The sequence below is a fragment of the Intestinibacter sp. genome (assembly GCF_034113885.1).
Lineage (GTDB): Bacteria > Bacillota > Clostridia > Peptostreptococcales > Peptostreptococcaceae > Intestinibacter.
Map to the genome: position 1 here is coordinate 43774 of NZ_JAXEWM010000113.1, position 22758 is coordinate 66531.

Here is a 22758-nt window from a genome sequence, read left to right on the forward strand (position 1 = left end):
ATAATGAATAAAATTGTTAATATTTTAAAGCCAACAGGGATGACATCTCATGATGTAGTAAGTTGTGTTAGAAGGATACTAAATATCAAAAAAGTTGGTCATACTGGAACCTTAGATCCAGATGCAGCAGGAGTACTTCCTATATGTTTAGGTAGGGCTACAAAGGTAAGTGAACTTATTTTAAATAAGGACAAGTCCTATATATGTGAATTGACACTTGGAATAGAGACTGACACCTACGATTCATCAGGTACTATTTTGCACAGAAGTGATAAATTCGATATAGAAAAATCAAAAATAATACAGGCTTTTAAATTACAAGAGGGCGAAATCAATCAAATTCCACCAGTTTACTCGGCTTTGAAGGTTAATGGTAAAAAAATGTGCGACTTAGCCAGAAAAGGAAAGGCTGATTCGATAGAGATAAAGCCTAGAAAAGTCAACATAAAAAAAATCGAGATTTTAAATATATCCGATAATAAAATAACTTTTTATGTAGAATGTTCAAAGGGAACATATGTAAGAAGTATATGCCATGATGTAGGAGCTTATCTAGGATGTGGTGGACATATGTCCTTCTTGCTTAGAACTTCATCTGGAAGATTTAATCTAGAAAACGCTATAACTCTAGAACAATTAGAGGAATTTTCTAAAAATGCTACATTAGATGATCATTTATACGATGTAGACTATGTTCTAAGTAATTTATTAGAGGTCGATTTAAAGCCGAGTGCAAAAAAATACTATACAAATGGCGGAACTATTGATTCAAAGAGATTTATTGTAAAAGGATTGAAGACTAACGACGAAAAAAGCTACCTTGTCAGAGTTTATTGTGAAAATATTTTTATAGGTGTAGGAAAAATATCAAAAGATAATAACACTATTACTTTAAAAAGTGATAAACTCTTTATATAGTAAATAATATTTCGGTGGGGAAAAAATAATGATAGTTATAACATCTTTAGACGAATTAGAACAAATAGAAGAAAGTTCTGTCACAATAGGAAAGTTTGAAGGGCTTCATAAAGGTCATAAAGTACTTATACAAAAGACTGTAAATTATGCAAGAGAAAATAATATCAAAAGTGTAGTATTTACTTTTGCAAATAATCCAGCCAATTTTTTTGAAAGTGAAAAAGTAAGAAAAATTATTACTAATAAAGGCAAAATAGATAGTATGAGAGAATTAGGAGTTGATATCGTTTTAAATATACCATTTGATGAATCTATGACTAAGATATCAGCTATAGATTTTGTCCAAAATATTTTAGTAAAAAAATTAAATGTAAAAAAAGTATATGTGGGGCATGATTTTACTTTTGCAAGGAATAAAGAAGGAGATGCAAATTTATTGAAGGTATTAGGTGGAGAATATAATTTCGATGTGGACATAATTAAACCGATAAAAATAAACAATATAAGAGTCAGCAGCACATATATAAGAGATTTATTGGCTCAAGGTAAAGTTGATAAAGTAAAAGATTATTTAGGAAATAATTATATGGTAGAGGGAGTAGTTGTAAGTGGAAAGCAAATAGGTAGAACTATTGGATTTCCTACTGCAAATTTAAAATTCAAAGAAAATTTAATCCTTCCTAGACCTGGTATATATGCTACAAAGGTTTACATTAAAGATAAAGTTTATATGGGAGCTACAAATATAGGCTTTAATCCTACTGTAAGAGTTGAAAAATTATCAATTGAGACTAATATTTTACAGTTTAATCAAGATATTTATGGTGAAACTATAAAACTTGAATTTTTGGAAAGAATAAGAGATGAGAAGAGATTTAATTCTCTAGACGAATTAAAAGAACAATTAAAAAAAGATACAAAAAAAATATATGAAAAGTATATTTGCAAAAGTAATTAAGTTATGATAGAATAGACAAGGAAGTTAACCATTACCCGGCATCTGAATACTCCAATCGATGCTTAGTAAATGGCGCTTGTAAATAAATAAACGGAGGTACATCAAAGGATGAACAAACAAGAAATAATCAAAGAATTTGGAAGAAAAGAAGGAGATACTGGTTCTCCAGAAGTACAAATAGCTTTATTAACAGCTAGAATAAACGAACTTAACGAACATTTAAGAGTTCATAAAAAAGACCACCATTCAAGAAGAGGACTATTAAAAATGGTTGGTAGAAGAAGAAACTTATTAGCTTACCTAAAAGAAAAAGACCTAGAAGGTTACAGAGCTTTAATAGCTAAATTAGGATTAAGAAAATAGTTTTATTACTTTTGATTAAAAAGCAGGTATACATAAATACTTGCTTTTTTTGTATTTAAGATGTAAGGAATGGATATTATAAATGTATAATTATATATTTATATATTTAAAATATTATATACTATTAAAAAATACGATAATTTTAAGCAAGGGGGCTTAATTCATGAAAATAAAACTAATTTGCGACAGTATGTGTGATATTCCAGAAGAAATAAACAATAAAGAGTTTGTGGAAATGATACCCTTGACAATAAATATAGACGGGAAAGAATATAAAGATGGTGTAGATTTCACAAAAGAAGAGTTTTACGATGTTTTAAAAAATAGCGAAAACTTACCAAAAACATCACAAATTACTTACGTTGACTTTAAGGATACATTTGAAAAATACACAAAAGAAGGCTATGATATTATTTGTATAACAGGCTCTTCTAAAGCTTCAGGAACTTTTCAAAGTGCTAATTTAGCTAAAGCTGATGTAGATGGAAACATATATATATTTGACAGTTTATTTTTATCATTGGGAAGTGGACAATATGTTATAAAGGCGGCCCAACTTATAGAAGAAGGAAAGCTTAACGCTAAACAAATAGTAGACGAATTAGAAAATATCAGAGGAAGTGTTAATTTACTATTTGTTCCTTTTACACTTGAATATTTAAAACAAAGTGGAAGACTTCCAAGTGTAGTATCTTTTGTAGGAAATATGCTTAGCATTAAGCCTATATGCACTATGGAGGATGGAAAAAATAAAATAGTATCTAAGGTAAGAGGTACAAAGCAAATAGCTTCTAAGCTTGTAGATATGATTTTAGAGCTAAACGGCGGAAATCTAGAGGACAAGATTTTGACTATAGGATATGGCTCAAATGAGGCAGATTTTAAAAAACTACAACAAGAAGTATCAAAGAAGATAAAAGCAAAAAAAATTTATATAACAAGGGGCGGATCTTGTATTTGCTCTCACACAGGACCTGAAATTTTAGCGATAAGTTCTTCTTATTAGGTATAAATAACTACATAATAACAGTAAGCCTTATTGTTTATTTATAATATTTTTGATAATATATTAAAGAGAATGAAAAAAGGGTTTAATATAATAGGAGGTAAAAGCATTAATGTTTGAACATAAGATTTTTACAATGGAATTAGCAGGCAGAGAGCTGTCTGTAGAGATAGGAAAGATAGCACAATTAGCAAGCGGTAGTGCTATACTTAAATACGGGGAAACTATGGTAATGGTAAACGTGTCTAAGTCAGCTGAACCAAGAGAAGGGGTAGACTTTTTCCCACTAAGTGTTGATTACGAAGAAAAATTATATTCAGTAGGTAAAATCCCAGGCGGATTCTTAAAAAGAGAAGGGAAACCATCTGAAAAAGCTATACTTACATCAAGACTTATAGATAGACCGATAAGACCATTATTCCCAAAAGGATTTAGAAACGACGTACAAGTAGTAGCTACTGTACTATCAGTAGACCACGACTGTACACCAGATATAGTTGCGATGATAGGATCATCAGTTGCTCTATCAATATCAGAAATACCATTTAACGGTCCAACTGGATCTGTTTCTATGGGACTTGTAGACGGAGCATTAGTAGTAAATCCTACAGCTGAGCAAAGAGAAAAAAGTTCACTACATCTTACTGTTTCAGGAACAAAGGATGCAGTAATGATGGTTGAAGCAGGTGCAGAGGAAATACCTGAATCATTAATGCTTGAAGCAATACTTACAGCTCACGAAGAAATCAAAAAAATAGTTGAATTTATAGAAAATATAGCAGCTGAAGTCGGCAAAGAAAAAATGGAATTTGTAGAACCAGAACCAGATGCAGAAATAGAAGCTAAGGTTCGTGAAATGGCTACAGATAAAATGAAAGAAGCTGTAAGAGTAATAGAAAAATTAGAAAGACAAGAAGCTATGGACGCCGTTAAAAATGAAATACTAGAAAGCTTCGACGAAGAAACTTTAGAAGAATTTGAAGGCGATATAGTAGCTGTTTTAGATAAAATAATAAAAGAACAAGTTAGAAAGATGATAGTACATGAAGGTAGAAGACCAGATGCTAGAAAAACTGACGAAATAAGACCTATATGGTGTGATTGCGGTTTTGTACCTAGAGCACATGGTTCTGGGTTATTTACAAGAGGTCAAACTCAAGTAATGACAATAACAACTCTAGGAGCATTAGGAGACGTTCAAATACTTGATGGATTAGACGAAGAAGAAAACAAGAGATATATGCATCACTACAACTTCCCAGCTTACTCTGTAGGTGAAGCTAGACCATCTAGAGGACCAGGAAGAAGAGAAATAGGTCACGGTGCATTAGCAGAAAGAGCATTACTTCCAGTAATACCATCTAAAGAAGAATTCCCATATGCAATAAGACTTGTATCAGAAGTTTTAAGCTCAAATGGTTCAACTTCTCAAGGTAGTGTTTGTGGATCTACTCTATCACTATTAGATGCTGGTGTTCCAATAAAAGACATGGTAGCAGGTATCGCTATGGGTCTAATAGAACAAGATGGGGAAATAGCTATACTTTCAGATATACAAGGTATGGAAGACCACTTAGGAGATATGGACTTTAAGGTTGCAGGTACAGAACACGGTATAACAGCTATACAAATGGATATAAAAATAGCTGGTATAGACGAAGATATATTAAAAAGAGCACTTGCACAAGCTAGATTAGGTAGATTACACATACTAAACGAAATGAGAAAAACAATAGATGCTCCAAGACCACAATTATCTAAATACGCACCTAAGATAGTGACTATGAATATAAATCCAGATAAGATAAGAGATGTTATAGGACCTGGTGGAAAAGTGATAACTAAGATAATCGACGAAACAGGAGTTAAAATAGACATAGAACAAACTGGTGAAGTATTTATATCTGGTATAGATGCTGAAATGATAGAATTAGCACAAAAGAAAATATCAGATATAGTTGCAGAAGTAGAAGTGGGACAAGTATACAAAGGTAAAGTAACTAGAATACTAAACTTCGGTGCTTTCGTAGAATTACTTCCAGGAAAAGAAGGTCTACTTCATATATCTCATATAGCTCATGAAAGAGTAAACAAAGTAGAAGATGTATTAAACATAGGCGATGAAGTAGAAGTTAAGGTTACTGAAATAGACGAAAAAGGAAGAGTAAATGTATCTAGAAAGGTATTACTTCCTAAACCTAAAAGAGATCACAAATAAAATTAAATCGTAGACAAAAAATCTTTCCCGTTTTAGGGTAAAGATTTTTTTTGTTTTTGAAAAATATGAATAAAACAATTTTCCTTCAAATAATATGTAATATAGGATTGTACATAAATAAGGAGGAAGTTTTGATGATAATGATGGTTATCAATAAGAACAAATTGAAAAAAATAATTGTATTCATATTAATTGTTTTATTTATAATAGCAGGTATTATATACACTGTAAAAAATAAAACGCTAGATACTATGGACATACTAGATTTAGCGGGAAATAATCAGCCTTATACTATGGGAACAAATGAAAATAGTAACTACGTTGCAATTACCTGCAACGTAGATTTAGGCTGGGAGGATGAGTATATCCAAAAAATTTTGGAAATTCTAGACAAAGAAAATGTAAAAATAACATTTGCAGTTACGGGGAAATGGGCTGAAAAAAACGAGGATAAATTACTACAAATGAAGGAGAAGGGTCATGAAATTGCAAATCATGGATACCAGCATTTAAATTACGACACATTGTCCTACGATGAAAATTTAAATCAGATTAAAAAATCAAAAGATATAATCGATTCGATAACTAAGACAGAGAGCCGTTTTTTTCAGGCACCGTCGGGAGCCTTTGGAGATGAGACTGTGAAAGCCGCAAATGATCTAGGTTATATATGCTATAAATGGGATGTAGACACTATAGACTGGATGGATAAGGATAATCCACAAAATATAATAAATAGAATAAAAAAGAAGGATATAAAAAACGGAAGTATAGTTTTAATGCATCCAACAAACGCCACAGCTACGTGTTTGGGAGATATAATATCTATAATCAGGGATAAGGGATATGTACCAGGTAAATTAAGCGATGTATTTTCAAAATGAGAATTTTTCACTTGTATAAATTTATTGTGTACACTATAATTAATACATATATAATTTTCAATATTTAAACAATTGGAGGACAGTATGTACAAATGTCAGACCTTAAAAAATGGACTTACTATAATTGGAGAAGAAATTCCGTATTTAAAATCAATATCATTAGGTATTTGGATAAAAGCAGGTTCAGTTATGGAGACAGAGGAAAATAGTGGAGTATCGCATTTTATAGAGCATATGTTATTTAAAGGTACGAAAAATAGATCAGCAAAGGATTTGGCGAGAGAAATAGATAATTTAGGTGGAGTAATAAACGCCTTTACTAGCAAGGAATGCACATGTTTTTATGTAAAATTGCTAGATGAGCATATAAACATAGGGATAGATGTACTGAGTGATATGATACTTAATTCTTCATTTGACGAAAAAGACATTGAAAAAGAAAAATTTGTGATTTTAGAAGAGTTGAAAATGTATGAGGATTCTCCAGAGGATTTGGCTTATGATTTATTACTTGAAAATATTTATAAAAATCATAACCTTGGAATGAATATTTTAGGCGATAGAAAAACTCTTAAAAACTTTAAAAGAGAAAATATTTTAGATTACTACAACAAATATTATATTCCAAATAATTCGGTAATATCTGTTTGTGGTAATTTTAAATTTGAAGAGATTGTAGAGCGAATCCAAGAAAAGTTTAAGGCTTGGGAGAAAAAGGAAATACATACACAGCTTACAAAACCGAACTTTAATCCATGTTTTATAAAAAAGAACAAGGATACAGAGCAGGTAAATTTAGCAATAAATTTAGAGGCTATACCTATGACAAATGACAGAGAGGTCTATGCTTTAGCTGTAGTAAACAATGTCTTTGGAGGAAGCATAAGCTCGAGATTATTTCAGAAGATACGTGAAGAAAAAGGGCTCGTTTATTCGATATATTCATCACAGACTTTATATGAAACATGTGGAGAATTGGGGATATTTGCTAGCACCAGCACCGAAAATATAAAAAAAGTATACGACATGATACTAGAGGAAATAAAACTTATTAGAGAAAATTACATTTCACCTCAAGAGATAAGTGAAAGTAAAGAGCAGCTAAAGGGAAGCTATATGCTAGATCTTGAAAGTACTAGCAGTAGAATGATGTCAAATGGCAAAAGTCTACTTATGAGAAATAAAGTCGACGACGAACAGGATATTATAGATTATATTAATAGAGTAGAATACGAAGATGTAGTAAGAATAATCGAAAAAGTTTTTAATCTAGATAAATTAGGAGTCTGTATAGTAGGTAAAGATGTAGAAGATATAAATTTATAATATAATAAAATCTTTATAAGACATATTTAAATTTATATTGGAGGGGTATTTATGTATTTATCTGAAATAGCTGGAAAAGAAATAGTCAATCTAGTGACAGGGGAAAGATTAGGTGTAGTCGGTGAGTGTGATATTATAATAGATGAGACAGATGGTAGTATTTTAGCTTTATCTATACCGAGAGAGAGAGGTTTTTTAGGTCTTAGAAAAGATAAAGATGTATTAGAAGTGCCTTGGAGAAATGTTAGAAAGATTGGAAATGATATGATAATAATAGAATATGAAGGGATATATTAGGAGGATAATATGGGAGTTTTAGTACAAAAATTTGGTGGTACTTCAGTAGCATCATATGAAAAGATGAAAGAAGTCTGTAAAATAATAGAAGCGCATAAAGAACAATATAAAGATATAGCAGTAGTAGTTTCAGCTATGGGTAGAAAGGGAGCTCCATACGCTACAGATACACTTATAGGAATGTGCACTAATATAAATGACAGACCGACTAAGAGAGAACTTGACATGATAATGTCATGTGGTGAAATAATATCAGGAACAATACTTGCTACTATGCTAGATTCAATGGGAATACCAGCTACATTTTTAACTGGAATTCAAGCAGGTATAACAACTACAAAGGCATTTTCAAATGCAAAAATCAAAAAAATAAATCCTAAAAAAATACAAAAGGAATTAGCTGATGGAAAAGTAGTAATTATAGCAGGATTCCAAGGTGGAACAGAGGATGGAGAAATAACTACTCTAGGTAGAGGTGGTTCAGATACATCTGCTGTTGCTATAGGTAAGGCTTTAGGAAGTGATTTAGTTCAAATATACACAGATGTAGATGGTATAATGACAGCTGACCCAAGAATAGAACCAGATGCTAAGGTTTTAAAATATGTAGATTACGATGAAGTATTCCAAATGGCTGAAAAGGGTGCTAAGGTTATACATCCAAGAGCTGTAGAGCTTGCTAAAAACGCAGACATAATACTTCAAATAAAAAATACTTACAATCCAAGCTATGAAGGAACTAAAATAGGTCCAGCTAACGTGCTTAAGGATGTATACGAAGACAGCTCAAAGGTTAAATTTATGAGTGCTGTTGCTCATAAAGACAAAATAGCTCAAGTAAAAGTAATAGCAAATGAAATTGAGTTTTCTAAGATATTAAATGAAATGGAAGACAGACATATCAATATGGATATGATAAACTTCTTCACAGAAAAGAAGGCTTTTGCTCTTGATGTAAATAATTTAGAAGAAGTTGAAAATATAATTAAAAAATACAATGTAGAATACGAAATAAAATCAGATTGTGCTAAGGTAACATTAATAGGAAATAAGGTTACTGAAACACCTGGTGTTATAGCAAAAATAATGAGAGCTTTAAATGCAGAAAATGTTACATTACTTCAATCTTCTGACTCATACAATTCACTTTCTTGTCTTGTAGATGAAAAAGATATGGTAACAACAGTTCACGTTATACACAATGCTTTTTCTGCTCAATAAACGATAAAATAGTAAACTACGATAGACTTGCTTTAACGGGCAGGTCTATTTTTTTTAAATAAAATTATCTATTTTGGATAAAATATTTTTAGTTATTATATTAGAAATAAATTCATTTGTAATATATACTAATTAAAATAAATCTCAAGAGGTGACAAAATGAAAAAGCATGAAGATTTTTGTAGTGATTATATAAAGTTTTGTGATTGGAAGTTTGAAGGAATAGACGAGTTAGAAAAAAATGCAGTACAAAATTTAGCACAAAATGTAGCACAAAATGCATCGCAAAGTACATCACAAAATACAGCAGAAAACAACAAAACAGAAAATACAAAGGAAAATCAAGTCATACAAAATATAAATGAAATAGGAGCACCTAAGGTACCTACAAACGAAAACAAAGAAATACAATGCATAACAATAATAGGTGAAATAGAAGGTCATTTTATGGGAAATCCTCAAAAGAAGGCCACAAAATACGAACACATAATACCGATGCTCTATTCTGTAGAAGAGGATCCTCAAATAAAGGGAATTTTAGTAATACTAAATACTGTAGGAGGCGATGTAGAGGCAGGACTTGCTATGGCAGAGCTAATAAATAGTTTATCCAAAAAGGTAGTCACACTAGTTTTGGGAGGAAGTCACTCGATAGGAGTTCCGCTTGCAACTGCTGGAGATTATTCGTTTATAGCGCCAAGTGCTACTATGATAGTACATCCAGTTAGAACAAATGGACTCGTAATAGGTGTAAACGAAACATTTGAATATTTTAAAAAGATGCAGGAGAGAATAAATGATTTTATAGTTAGAACATCTAATATATCTAAGGAGAATCTGACAAAATTGATGCATGCAAAGGACGAATTAGTCAGCGATGTAGGTAGTGTACTTATTGGAAAAGAAGCCGTAGAATACGGACTTATAGATGAAGTAGGAGGACTTAAAGAATCTCTTACAAAACTTAAAGATTTAATAAAAGAATGTGACAATAAATAAACAACATAAATCTTATGTGTTTAAATACTATAATTTATGATATAATAGTAAAATACAATAAAGTGTTAGTGTTTACGCATTAACACTTTTTGCTGTGAGTACCGTAATTTACAGCATTTAATATCCTTAAAATAAGAGGTGAGATGAGTGGCAGGTAAGAAAAAACAAAGCAAATTTTCTAACAAGAAAAAAAATAATAATATTGTAATTGGATCAGAGTACAGTAATTTAATAACAATATTTATAGGTATCTTTTTATTATACAGTTTAAATTCTACATCTATGGGCCTTTTGGGAAAAGTGACTCAAGAGGTGTTTAAAGGGCTATTTGGTTCTTTAGCTATGCTGATACCTATAGTGATTATTGTAATAGGTATTTTAGGTTTCTTTGATCACAATGAGTACGTGTTTAGATTCAGAAAGAGCAAAATATGTTACATAGCTATAGTATTTATATTTATTTTTTACGGACTTTTGAATTCAAATCTTATACCAGTCGACAATCCATTAAGACCAGAGATGATAAGCTCAATTATGAAGGTTTCAGTTGAAGAAGGCGGAATAGGTCTAGTTACATCTATAATTGCCTACTATATAAAGGCAGTATTTGGTATAACTGGTGGATGGTTAATAAGTATATTTGCTCTATTTTTGAGTATTTTATTCGTGTTTAATATATCATTAAAGGATTTAATTCTAAGTATAAAGGATAAATCTACAAGTGCTAAAAATGGAGATGTTGATTTCAAAGATGTAATACAAAATATAAAGAAATCAGCTTTAGATATGGTAACTGATGAAGTCGAAGATACTACTATGGACACTACAATAGTAGAAGAAAAAGAAGGCTTTTTCAAAAAGCTTCTAAACAAGAAAAATAAAAAAGAGGAAGAAGTGCCTCAAATTGAAAGTAGCGAAAATGAAAAAGCAGATTCAAATGAATACGACGATGAAAAGACTATTAAAATAGTAGGCTTTAACCAAGCAGATGACGATGTTTTAGAAATACTTGAAGGTACACAAAGTTTAGACGACTTAAAAGAATTACGAGATCTTATAAACAAAGAAGGTACTACAAATGAAAAGAAGGAAGTTTCTGAGTCGACTTCTAATTACGACAAATCTATATTTGACACAAATAAAGTGGATTTAGGAAAAACACAAGATATAAAACAGCTTGATTTTAATTTAGAAGGCGATAACTACAAGAGACCTTCTATAAATTGTCTTAAAAATTACAATAGTAATAAAGATTATAAAGAAGCAGATAAGAGTGAGGCAGTTAAAGAGACACTTAGTAATTTTAATATCAATATAAAAGACTGCAATGCTACATTTGGACCTACTATAACTAGATACGAAGTATCTCCAGAGGCTGGAACAAAAGTAAGTAAGATAGTAAACCTATCTGATGACCTAGCACTTGGCCTAGCTGCTAGAAGTATAAGAATAGAAGCTCCAGTTCCAGGAAAATCTGTAATAGGTATAGAAGTTCCAAACGACAATCCTCAAGTTGTAGGTCTTAGAGAGGTTATAACTAGCGACGAGTTTAAGAATCATCCATCTAGCCTGGCAGTTGGACTTGGAAAAGAAATAACAGGAAAACCGCTTATAGCAGATTTAGCGAAAATGCCTCATCTACTTATAGCAGGGGCTACAGGCTCTGGTAAGAGTGTTTGCGTAAATACAATAATAACATCTCTACTATATAAATCATCACCAGACGATGTTAAGCTTCTTTTAATAGATCCTAAGGTAGTTGAGCTTGCTCATTATAATGGAATACCACACTTACTATCTCCAGTAGTTACAGATCCTAAAAAGGCTTCAAATGCTTTAAATTGGGCAGTAAGTGAGATGAACAAGAGATATAAGCTATTTGCAGAAAATGGAGTAAAGGACATAACAGGCTACAACAAAAAATGTGATGAAAAAATGTATAAAATTGTCATAATAATAGACGAGTTAGCCGATTTAATGATGGCATGCGGTAATGAAGTAGAGGATTATATATGTAGACTTGCTCAAATGGCAAGAGCTGCAGGTATGCATTTAATTATAGCTACACAAAGACCATCTGTAGATGTAATCACTGGTATAATCAAGGCAAATATTCCTTCGAGAATAGCATTTGCAGTTTCTTCACAAACAGATTCTAGAACTATTTTAGATATGGGTGGAGCTGAAAAATTACTTGGAAAAGGAGATATGCTTTATTATCCTCTAGGAGCTGCTAAACCAGTTAGAATACAAGGTGCCTTCATATCAGAGGAAGAATCAGAAAAAGTAATAGAAGAGATAAAAACTCAAAAACAAGAAGAAGTAAAATACGAAGAAGAGATAATCGAAACTATATCTAAGGTTGTACCAGTTAAAGAAAGCGACGAGGATGAATTCTTAGAAGAAGCTATAGAATTTGTCGTATCAAATAACCAAGGTTCAGCTTCAATGCTTCAAAGAAAATTCAAAATAGGATTTAATAGAGCTGCTAGACTTATAGATTCTATGGAGGAAAGAGGTATAGTTGGACCAAGTGAGGGAAGTAAGCCTCGTAAGGTTTTAATAACAAAGGAAGAATTAGAAAATTTAAAAAGAGAAAGTCGATAAGGAGTTAATTAATTTATGTTAAAAATAGCATTAGAATCCCTGGGTTGCTCGAAAAACCTAGTGGATGCAGAAATAATGATGGGTATATTAAATGAAAAAGGTTATAGACTGACAGGTGATTTTGACGAAGCTGATGTGATAATTGTAAATACTTGCGGTTTTATAGAATCAGCTAAGCAGGAATCAATAGATACTATATTAGATTTTGCAGATCTTAAACAAACTGGAAATTTAAAATTATTGATAGTTACAGGATGTCTAGCTCAGAGATATGCAGACGAATTAAAAGAAGAAATACCAGAGATAGATGCTATAGTAGGTACAGGAAGCTACCAAAATATAGACGAAATAATAGGAAAGCTTAAAGAAGAGCATCAAATAGTGAGCTTAAATAATATAGAGTTTGCATACGATGAGACTCTACCTAGATATGTATCTACTCCAAGTCATATGGCTTACTTAAAAATAGGTGAAGGCTGTGACAACAAATGTACTTACTGTATAATTCCTAAGCTTAGAGGTAAATACAGAAGTAGAAAAATGGAGGATATAATTTCAGAGGCTAAAAAGCTTGCCGAGATGGGAGTTAAGGAGTTAATCGTAATAGCTCAAGATACTACTAAATACGGCGTAGATTTATACGGTGAGGAAAGACTTGCCGAGCTTCTAGAGGAATTAGCTCAAATAGATGGATTTAAATGGATTAGAGTTATGTACTCTTATCCAGAATCAATAACTGAAAAGCTAGTAAATGTAATAAGCAAATATGATAATATATGTAACTACTTCGATATGCCTATACAACACGCGAGCAATAGAATATTAAAGCTGATGAATAGAAAAACTACTAAAGAGGATATTCTGTCTAAGGTAAAGATGATTAGAAATATTATACCAGATGCTACACTTAGAACTAGTATAATAGTAGGATTTCCAGGGGAAACAGATGAGGATTTTGAAGAGCTTGTAGATTTTGTAAAGGAAGTCGAATTTGATAAATTAGGAGTATTTACTTACTCTAGAGAAGAAGATACTCCTGCTGATAGACTGCCTAATCATCTTGAAGAGGAAGTTAAATTAGAAAGACAAGAGAGATTGATGTTAGTACAACAAACTATCTCAGAACAAAAAAACAATCAAAAAATAGGTAATAAATATGAAGTATTAGTTGAAGAACAAATAGAAGACAACGTGTATATAGGTAGAACTATGTACGATGCAGAGGAAATAGACGCTATAGTATATATAAAATCTATAAGAGAACTTCAAGTAGGGGAATTTGTAGATGTAGTTATAACTGATGCTTTAGAGTATGATTTAATGGGGGTATTAGAGGATGAATTTACCGAATAAGCTTACACTACTTAGAATATGTCTAATACCAGTATTCGTAATACTTATGCTATCACAAATAAATAATTTCTTCTTAATAGCATGTATTGTGTTTATGGTGGCTTCTATAACAGATTTCTTAGATGGGAAAATAGCTAGAAAATATAATTTAGTTACAGATTTTGGAAAGTTTATGGATCCATTGGCAGATAAGTTATTAGTTTTATCTGCGCTTATATGCATGATAGATTACGATTTAGTAGCTGGCTGGATGGTAATAATAATCGTAGCGAGAGAGCTGACTGTAAGTATTTTAAGGGCAATAGCTGCCGACAATGGAAAAGTAATAGCTGCTAGTGGCGGTGGAAAAATAAAAACTACAAGCCAAATGATAGCTATAATATTCCTACTTATAGGTGCTAATTTCTCAAATGATATTATACTTCTTATTGGAACAGTGGCTATGTACATTGCTACAATATTTACACTTTATTCAGGGATAGATTACTTGTATAAAAACAGAGAATTATTTATGAATAGTAAATAATTTTTAGAGAGCTATATGTCGTGCTGTTTTCAAATTGACATATAGCTCTTTTTGGATTATCGGAGACAGGAATTATTTTCTAATATTTTTAAATAAAAATGTAAAATATGTGTATAAAAAATTAAAAATTTGTCCATAAACACAGTAGAAAATAATATATTTATCGATTGACTGAAAAAGTTTTATAAGATATAATAAAAATATAAAAGCGAACAAATGTTTGATTGTTGAAAATAATACGATGGAGGAATGAATTATATGACTATAGAAAAAGAAAAATTAGATACATTGAATCAGGTATTAGGTAAAATAGAAAAGGATTTTGGTAAAGGCTCAATAATGAGACTTGGAGAAGCTTCATCAATGGTTATAGATTCTATATCAACAGGTTCAATTGGACTTGATATAGCAATAGGTATAGGTGGGCTTCCTAGAGGTAGAATAGTTGAAATATACGGACCAGAATCTTCAGGTAAGACAACAGTAGCGCTTCACACAGTTGCTGAAGCACAAAAAGAAGGTGGAATAGCAGCCTTCATAGATGCAGAGCATGCTCTAGATCCAGTTTATGCAAAGGCATTAGGTGTAGATGTAGATAACCTTATAATATCTCAACCAGATACAGGAGAACAAGCTTTAGAAATAGCAGAAGCATTGATAAGAAGTGGAGCTATAGATATAATCGTAATAGACTCAGTAGCAGCTTTAGTTCCAAAGGCAGAAATAGAAGGCGATATGGGAGACTCTCATGTAGGTTTACAGGCTAGACTTATGTCTCAAGCACTTAGAAAATTAACAGGTTCAATCAAAAAATCAAATTGTGTTGCTATATTTATAAACCAACTTAGAGAAAAAGTAGGTATAATGTTTGGTAATCCAGAGACTACTACAGGTGGTCGTGCGCTTAAATTCTACTCATCAGTTAGATTAGATGTTAGAAAGATAGACACAATAAAACAAGGAGATAAGATTTTAGGAAGTAGAACTAGAGTTAAAGTAGTAAAAAATAAAGTAGCTCCTCCTTTTAAACAAGCAGAATTTGACATAATGTACGGAGAGGGTATATCAAAAATAGGTGATTTACTAGATATAGCTGCAAATGTAGATATAGTTAAAAAATCAGGTTCTTGGTATAATTATCAAGATATAAAATTAGGACAAGGTAGAGAAAATGTTAAGAAATTCTTAGCTGACAATATGGATTTAGCTAATGAAATAGAAGAAAAGGTTAGAAAATACTATAAATTAGGTGCAGAATACAAAGACGCTGAAGACGAAGCTTCTGAAGATATTGAAGCATCAAAAAATAATATAGAAGATAGTATGGATTCTATTACAGTAGAAGAATAATAATTGCTATCTATAAACCTCCTATAACCTTGACACAAAGTAGAAAAAATTATAAAATTAAATGAGGTAAAGTATTCTAATTTAATATAATTTTTTGTTGTTAATCATAAGAAACTATTTACGGTTTCTAATCAATATTTAAGCTGTCGATATTTTAAGGACAGCTTAAAAACATATTCCAAGATTATAAATGTGATACTTAAATCAATGTCGGTCTTTTACTAAAAGATAAAAATCGACCTAAATACGAAAATAAGGAGTAATATTGAATTTTGGGATTAAATAATAAAGGAGGTGGATGTCATAGTAAACGCGATTATAGCAGCAGTAGTTGGCTTGATTATAGGTGCAGTAGCTGGATATTTTGGTAGAAAAAATATATCAGAAGCAAAAATCGGTGAAGCAAATACCCTAGCTAAAAATATAGTAGATCAAGCAAATAAAGATGCAGAAACAATTAAAAAAGAAAAGCTTCTAGAAGCAAAAGAAGAAATTCATAGATTTAGAAGTGATGCTGAAAAGGAAAGTAGAGAAAGAAGAAACGAATTACAAAAATATGAAAGAAGAGTAATTCAAAAAGAAGAATCTCTAGATAGAAAACAACAAAGTATAGAAAACAAAGAATCTAATTTAAATCAAAAGTTAAAAATTGTAGACGAAAAACAAAAAGAAGTTGAGGCTATAAAATTAAAACAACTTGAAAAATTAGAGGATATATCAGGTATTACTTGTGAGAAAGCAAAAGAAATCATACTAAGTAATGCAGAAAAAGAAGTAAGACATGAAATGTCAATAATGATTAAAGACATTGAAACTCAAGCAAAGGAAAACGCTGAAAAGAAATCAAGAGAAATAATTGGTTACGCAATTCAAAAATGTGCAGCAGATCATGTTGCAGAGACTACAGTAACAGTAGTTAACTTACCAAATGACGAAATGAAAGGTAGAATAATAGGTAGAGAAGGTAGAAATATTAGAACTTTAGAGACTCTAACAGGAATTGACCTTATAATAGACGATACGCCTGAAGCTGTAATATTATCTGGATTTGATCCTATTAGAAGAGAAATTGCGAGAATAGCTTTGGAAAAACTTATATCTGATGGAAGAATACATCCAGCAAGAATAGAAGAAATGGTAGAAAAAGCTAAAAAAGAAGTAGATAACATAATAAAAGAATACGGTGAACAAGCTACATTTGAAACAGGTGTTCACAGTTTACATCCAGAATTAGTTAAGCTATTAGGTAGACTTAACTACAGAACTAGTTATGGGCAAAACGTTTTAAAACACTCTATAGAAGTAGCACATATAGCTGGAATTATGGCAGCTGAAATAGGTGCTGACATTAAGCTTGCCAAAAGAGCAGGATTGCTTCACGATATAGGTAAGGCAGTAGACCATGAGATGGAAGGTACACATGTTGAAATAGGTATGGATTTACTTAGAAGATACAAAGAATCTAAGGAAGTTATACATGCTATGAGTACTCACCATGGAGACCACGAGCCTCAAACAGTTGAAGCAGTACTAGTTACAGCGGCAGATGCAATATCTGCAGCAAGACCAGGTGCTAGAAGAGAAACACTAGAAGCGTATATTAAGAGATTAGAAAAACTTGAAGAAATTGCAAATTCATATGATGGCGTAGAAAAATCTTATGCAATCCAAGCTGGTAGAGAAATAAGAATTATGGTTAAACCAGAAAAAATTAACGATGAAGAGCTTCACCTATTAGCTAGAGATATAACTAAGAAGATCGAGGAAGAGCTTGAATATCCAGGTCAAATAAAGGTTAGTATAATAAGAGAAACTAGAGCTGTAGAATATGCAAAATAATAATTAGTAAAAAAGCCTCTTTTGAAGTGATTCAAGAGAGGCTTTTTGTATAAAAATCTATTTATGGTAAATTATATACATAAATGATATAATTTAAGTATAGATTTGCAAAAATTTTAGCATAAAGATGTTAAATTCTGGAGTTAATTCTTACAATGAAACAGAGAGGAGGATTAATATGAGTCAATTTATAAATATTAACTCTCAATTAGACGCATTAAGGATGAAAGAATTTGAAAAAAAATTTTATGAAAGAATATCCGATGATGTAAAGATTGTTCCTAAAGTGACCCCTTTTAAAGGCATAAACATAGATTTAATGTGTGTTAAAGATAATAAAATTTTATTTGTAAAATTTATGGATACTTCAGAAGAATTATTTTCAATATTAGATGAAGAATTGATTGAAGTTATGAACGAAGAATTCAATTTACTTAGATTGAAAATGGCTCAGCATCACAACAATATTTCCTATAATTTTGTTTATATAATGCCTTATGTAGAAATCTACGACGGGTATGAATTTGAAGATTTTGTAGATAATAATATAATAGATAAAAATAAGCTAGAACAATTAATTGAAAAAGAAATATCTATGGAGGATTATTTAAAAGAAGAGAACAACGAGATAGAACTAAACATGTATATTTTAGATATATGTCCGGAGTACTATGTTTTAAATAATCAGATGCATATAAATAAAGAATTCAAAAAGATTACATTCGTCAGCGATGACTATGAGTACAGTGCCACGATGTTAGACGAGAATCAACTGGAGAAGGCTATATCGATTAATTACGGCAATAATTTATTTAGAGGTGGTTGTGGTACTGGGAAAACAACTATAATGCTATCTAGAGCCGTTAAATTGGCGCGTGTATATCCACAGCATAGATTTGTAGTATTTGTAGCCTCAAAGAAGCTGTGCAACCAATTAAAGGAGTCTCTAGAGATTTTATACAAGGACAACAACAATTTAGAAATTCACACAATATCGTCGTTTTTATTCAAATTAGCTAAGAAATTCAATTTAATAGCCGACTATAGAATGTTTAAACAGGATTACGAAAAATATTTAAATAATTTGATCAAGCAGGCTAGAAATGTCGTAAAAAATAAAAATATGTTTAAAGGAATATTCATAGATGAGGCAGAATCTTTTAAATATGACGAAATAAAATTTATTTCAGAGTTTTTATACAAGACAAAAAATATATTCGATATATATTACTGCAATGCTTTGAACATGACTAATGATTTGAATATATTTAAAAACAACAGACAAGATCTAGAATTTGACGATATCATAGATTTAGACATAAATTACAGACAAAATAAAAATCTAGTTGAATTTGTAAATAGATTTTGTCAAAATTCAAACGACTATATTAAAAGCCTAAGACCGATGGTAGAAGGAGATATATATCTGTTTACTAAGCCAATTCATAAATCGGGACAGGATCCTGAGATAATAAAGGCAACTGACTTAGAGGAGCAGATAGAATCTATTTTATGGGAAATCGACTTTTTATTAAACAAAAAGGGCTTGAATTACTCAGATATAGCTATAGTATATCCATACAACAAGAAAAAGCTAAAAAATGGTAAAACAATATATTTTCAGTATATCCTAAGAAAAGCTCTAGAAGAGGCTAAAATTCCATATATGATAGCCGAGGATGAAATAACAAAGCTCACTAAAAAGGTCGGTATAACGATTTCTAACATATACGGCATAAAAAATCTAGAGTACAAAGCAGTAATATTTTGCGAATTGGAGATGTTGTACAATCAAACAATTGGAGATACAAGACAAGATTATCAGATAAACGATTTTGTGGGAGATTTAAATAAAATTTACCTTGCTGTAAATATTCCTACTGATTATTTAAAAATAATAACTACATTCAGTGAGGATGCGAGCGAGATAATAAAAATTTTAATTAAATCTAAATGATGGAAATAATTTAACTAAATTCAAATAAGATCACTATGAAATCGCTTTAATCATGAAAATGATAAAAGTGATTTTTTAGTTAAAAATCAGTAAATTATATATTGGGAAGGATAAAGAAAATGGAAGAAGCAAAAATATTGACTAAGAAGGAACTAAAATTATATGATGAGTTTTCAATAAATTTTAATCCCAAGACAAAAAGAGATTATTTATTGAAGGTAATATATTTTAAAAAGTTCATAGAAGAGAAATATTTACTAGAAGTCGACAAAGAGGATTGCGCTAAATTTATGGAGGAAGTGAAGGAAAAATACGCAAAATCTACTAGTGAAAAAATATACAGCTATTTACATAGCTTCTACTCTTTTTTACAAAGAAACAAACATATAGAAGTAAATCCATTTAGCTATGTGCAAAAGCCTGTAGTAACAAGACAAAAGGGAAAAGACGACGTACTAAGCATACAAGAGATAAACAAGCTTGTAGATTCATTATATAAATTAAATTCAAGAGATAGACTCATAATGGTATTTTTAGCTACTACAGGATGCATGCTAAATGAGCTTGTAGACGTTAGATGGAAGGATTTAATAGTAGATGAAAATGATAACTACTATGTGAGATTGGGTAAAGGCAAAAAAGAAAGAATAGTAAAATTACATCCATATTGCTTTAAGCTTATAGAAGACTACAGATATCATTCAGGCTTAAGCGAAATCATTTTACCTACTGATGACTTTATATTTACAACACAAAAAAGCAATTCTATAACAGATAGAAATGTCAGAATAATAGTCCAAAAGGCATTTGACTTAGCAGGCCTTAAAAACTATTCTGCAAAGGATTTAAGACATTCCTACGCTGCTATAAGCCTTATGCTAGGTGCCGATAGAGAGGAAGTACAAAAGCAACTAGGATGGAGCGATAAATACTACGCAATCAGATACAAAAATGTAATAGATTTTGTCGATAGCGAGAGTATAGATTACATGATGCAAAAAGATAATATGCTTATAAATAAGAAATAGAAAAATAAATATTTGAACAAATTTAAAAAAAGTATTGTTATAGTTCGTGAAATTATATATAATTATGATGTTGAAAATAACTAAGAAATGATTAAGGACGGTGCGAATTATGGATAATAAATACAGTACATACTCAAATCCTCTTACTGAGAGATATTGCAGTAAGGATATGAGTTATATATTCTCTCCACAATTTAAATTTTCTACTTGGAGAAAATTATGGATAGCTCTTGCAGAGGGAGAAAAAGAATTAGGAATAAACATAACAGATGAACAAATAGAAGAATTAAAAGCTCATATAGATGACATCAACTTTGACGATGCTAAAAAAATAGAAAAAGAAGTAAGACATGACGTTATGAGTCACGTTAAAGCTTACGGAATGCAATGTCCAAAGGCTAAAGGTATAATACATCTAGGTGCTACTTCAGCTTACGTTGGAGACAACACAGACGTAATACAAATGACAGAAGCTTTAAAATTAGTAAGAGTTAAATTAGTAAACTTAATAAACAACTTAAAACAATTTGCTCTTAAAAACAAAGATATCCCAACTTTAGGATTTACTCATTTCCAAGCTGCTCAGCTTACAACAGTTGGTAAGAGAGCGACTTTATGGGCTCAAGATTTAATAATAGATTTAGAAGACTTAAACTACAGATTAGAAAACATGAAGCTTAGAGGTGTTAAAGGTACAACAGGTACTCAAGCTAGCTTCATGGCTCTATTCGAAGGAGATACTGCTAAAATAAAACAATTAGATAAAATAGTATGCAACAAAATGGGATTTGAATCTTCTTACCATGTAAGTGGACAAACTTACACTAGAAAATTAGATTCTCAAGTTTTAAACGTACTAGCAGGAATAGCTCAAAGTATGCATAAGATGACTAACGATATAAGATTACTTCAACATCTTAAAGAATTAGAAGAACCATTTGAAAAGAACCAAATAGGATCTTCAGCTATGGCATATAAGAGAAACCCAATGAGAAGTGAAAGAATATCATCACTTTCAAAATATATAATATCAGAGTCTATCTCTCCAGCTATGGTAGAAGCTACTCAATGGCTAGAAAGAACATTAGACGACTCTGCTAACAAGAGACTTGCTGTACCACAATCATTTATGGCAGTAGATGCTATACTTGAAATAGGTATAAACGTAACAGACGGTCTTGTAGTTTACGAAAGCATGATAAACAAACACATAAGCGAAGAACTACCTTTTATGGCTACTGAAAATATATTAATGGAAGCTGTTAAGAGAGGTGGAGACAGACAAGAATTACACGAAGAAATAAGAGAATTATCTATGAAGGCAGCTTATAGAGTTAAACACGAAGGGTTAAATAACAACCTAATAGATTTAATATTAGAATCTGACAAATTCAACATGTTAAAGAGAGAAGAAATATCAGATATATTAGATCCTATGAAGTTCGTAGGTAGAGCTCCAGAACAAGTTGTAGAATTCGTAGAAGAATACTTAGATCCAGCTATAGAACCATTTAAAGATTTTATAGGTGACGTTGAAGTAGATTTAAGAGTTTAATATTAAAATTACGGCAAAGTATTAGTTTGAGGAATACAAACAAAAAAGGTAGGAGTATATCAATCGGTATATCCCTACCTTTTTTCTTATTAAAATTATTTATAATATAAACACTATAGCCTAAAGCTCAATAATTACTTTACCATTAGTATGTCCATTAGCAACTAATTTTAATGCCTCACCCGCTTCTTCAATAGTGAATATACGTGAATCTATTGAAGGCACAATGTTATTTTCTTCAACAATTCGCGTAATTTCTTCTAATTGTTCTCCGTCAGCACGTACAAAAATAAAACGATATTCTTTTTCCTCTTTTTTGGCTAATTTATCATATTTTGCACCCGCAAGTGAGA

General features: G+C 31.0%; 19 protein-coding genes. 18 read left to right on the plus strand and 1 reads right to left on the minus strand.

What is annotated here, in order from left to right:
• The first annotated feature begins 3 nt into the window (after nt 1–3).
• The 18 genes from truB (at nt 4) to purB (ending at nt 22405) form a co-directional block, all read left to right on the plus strand.
• Nucleotides 4–918: a tRNA pseudouridine(55) synthase TruB gene (truB, locus tag SPD90_RS06940; RefSeq protein ID WP_320626777.1), complete on the plus strand. Its 915-nt coding sequence runs from the start codon at nt 4–6 to the stop codon at nt 916–918.
• A gap of 28 nt (nt 919–946) precedes the next feature.
• Nucleotides 947–1876, plus strand: coding sequence for a bifunctional riboflavin kinase/FAD synthetase (locus SPD90_RS06945; protein ID WP_320626776.1), 930 nt, complete (start codon nt 947–949; stop codon nt 1874–1876).
• A gap of 108 nt (nt 1877–1984) precedes the next feature.
• Nucleotides 1985–2239: a 30S ribosomal protein S15 gene (rpsO, locus tag SPD90_RS06950; RefSeq protein WP_290685753.1), complete on the plus strand. Its 255-nt coding sequence runs from the start codon at nt 1985–1987 to the stop codon at nt 2237–2239.
• A gap of 163 nt (nt 2240–2402) precedes the next feature.
• Complete coding sequence (locus SPD90_RS06955; protein WP_320626775.1) at nt 2403–3245, plus strand: DegV family protein; 843 nt, start codon at nt 2403–2405, stop codon at nt 3243–3245.
• A 112-nt stretch (nt 3246–3357) separates the two neighbouring features.
• Nucleotides 3358–5463, plus strand: coding sequence for a polyribonucleotide nucleotidyltransferase (gene pnp / locus SPD90_RS06960; RefSeq protein WP_320924745.1), 2106 nt, complete (start codon nt 3358–3360; stop codon nt 5461–5463).
• A 134-nt stretch (nt 5464–5597) separates the two neighbouring features.
• Complete coding sequence (locus SPD90_RS06965; RefSeq protein ID WP_320924746.1) at nt 5598–6347, plus strand: polysaccharide deacetylase family protein; 750 nt, start codon at nt 5598–5600, stop codon at nt 6345–6347.
• Between the two features lie 84 nt (nt 6348–6431).
• Complete coding sequence (locus tag SPD90_RS06970; RefSeq protein ID WP_320924747.1) at nt 6432–7673, plus strand: M16 family metallopeptidase; 1242 nt, start codon at nt 6432–6434, stop codon at nt 7671–7673.
• A 51-nt stretch (nt 7674–7724) separates the two neighbouring features.
• Nucleotides 7725–7970 (plus strand): YlmC/YmxH family sporulation protein, encoded by a 246-nt coding sequence (locus tag SPD90_RS06975; protein ID WP_320625263.1) that lies wholly within the window; start codon nt 7725–7727, stop codon nt 7968–7970.
• A 9-nt stretch (nt 7971–7979) separates the two neighbouring features.
• On the plus strand, nt 7980–9191 hold the full coding sequence (gene dapG / locus SPD90_RS06980; protein ID WP_320625264.1) for an aspartate kinase: 1212 nt from the start codon (nt 7980–7982) through the stop codon (nt 9189–9191).
• 159 nt (nt 9192–9350) lie between these two features.
• Complete coding sequence (locus SPD90_RS06985) at nt 9351–10190, plus strand: ClpP family protease (protein ID WP_320625265.1); 840 nt, start codon at nt 9351–9353, stop codon at nt 10188–10190.
• A 147-nt stretch (nt 10191–10337) separates the two neighbouring features.
• The gene (locus tag SPD90_RS06990) at nt 10338–12797 is read left to right on the plus strand and encodes an FtsK/SpoIIIE family DNA translocase (protein WP_320625266.1); all 2460 of its coding nucleotides are present in this window, start codon (nt 10338–10340) and stop codon (nt 12795–12797) included.
• A 15-nt stretch (nt 12798–12812) separates the two neighbouring features.
• A complete protein-coding gene (gene rimO / locus SPD90_RS06995) occupies nt 12813–14150 on the plus strand; it encodes a 30S ribosomal protein S12 methylthiotransferase RimO (RefSeq protein ID WP_320924748.1) in 1338 nt (445 codons plus the stop codon).
• The gene (gene pgsA, locus SPD90_RS07000; protein ID WP_320625268.1) at nt 14134–14676 is read left to right on the plus strand and encodes a CDP-diacylglycerol--glycerol-3-phosphate 3-phosphatidyltransferase; all 543 of its coding nucleotides are present in this window, start codon (nt 14134–14136) and stop codon (nt 14674–14676) included. Before rimO ends, pgsA begins: the two co-directional genes overlap by 17 nt.
• Nucleotides 14677–14934: 258 nt before the next feature.
• The gene (gene recA, locus SPD90_RS07005; protein ID WP_320625269.1) at nt 14935–16026 is read left to right on the plus strand and encodes a recombinase RecA; all 1092 of its coding nucleotides are present in this window, start codon (nt 14935–14937) and stop codon (nt 16024–16026) included.
• Nucleotides 16027–16329: 303 nt separating this feature from the next.
• The gene (gene rny / locus SPD90_RS07010) at nt 16330–17865 is read left to right on the plus strand and encodes a ribonuclease Y (RefSeq protein WP_442908914.1); all 1536 of its coding nucleotides are present in this window, start codon (nt 16330–16332) and stop codon (nt 17863–17865) included.
• 178 nt (nt 17866–18043) lie between these two features.
• Nucleotides 18044–19822: a DEAD/DEAH box helicase family protein gene (locus SPD90_RS07015; RefSeq protein ID WP_320625271.1), complete on the plus strand. Its 1779-nt coding sequence runs from the start codon at nt 18044–18046 to the stop codon at nt 19820–19822.
• A gap of 119 nt (nt 19823–19941) precedes the next feature.
• On the plus strand, nt 19942–20850 hold the full coding sequence (locus tag SPD90_RS07020) for a tyrosine-type recombinase/integrase (protein ID WP_320625272.1): 909 nt from the start codon (nt 19942–19944) through the stop codon (nt 20848–20850).
• 109 nt (nt 20851–20959) lie between these two features.
• A complete protein-coding gene (purB, locus tag SPD90_RS07025; RefSeq protein ID WP_320625273.1) occupies nt 20960–22405 on the plus strand; it encodes an adenylosuccinate lyase in 1446 nt (481 codons plus the stop codon).
• Nucleotides 22406–22525: 120 nt separating this feature from the next.
• Here purB and SPD90_RS07030 read toward each other — a convergent pair.
• A partial coding sequence (locus SPD90_RS07030) for a zinc-binding dehydrogenase (protein WP_320924749.1) occupies nt 22526–22758 on the minus strand: 233 nt, incomplete at its 5' end.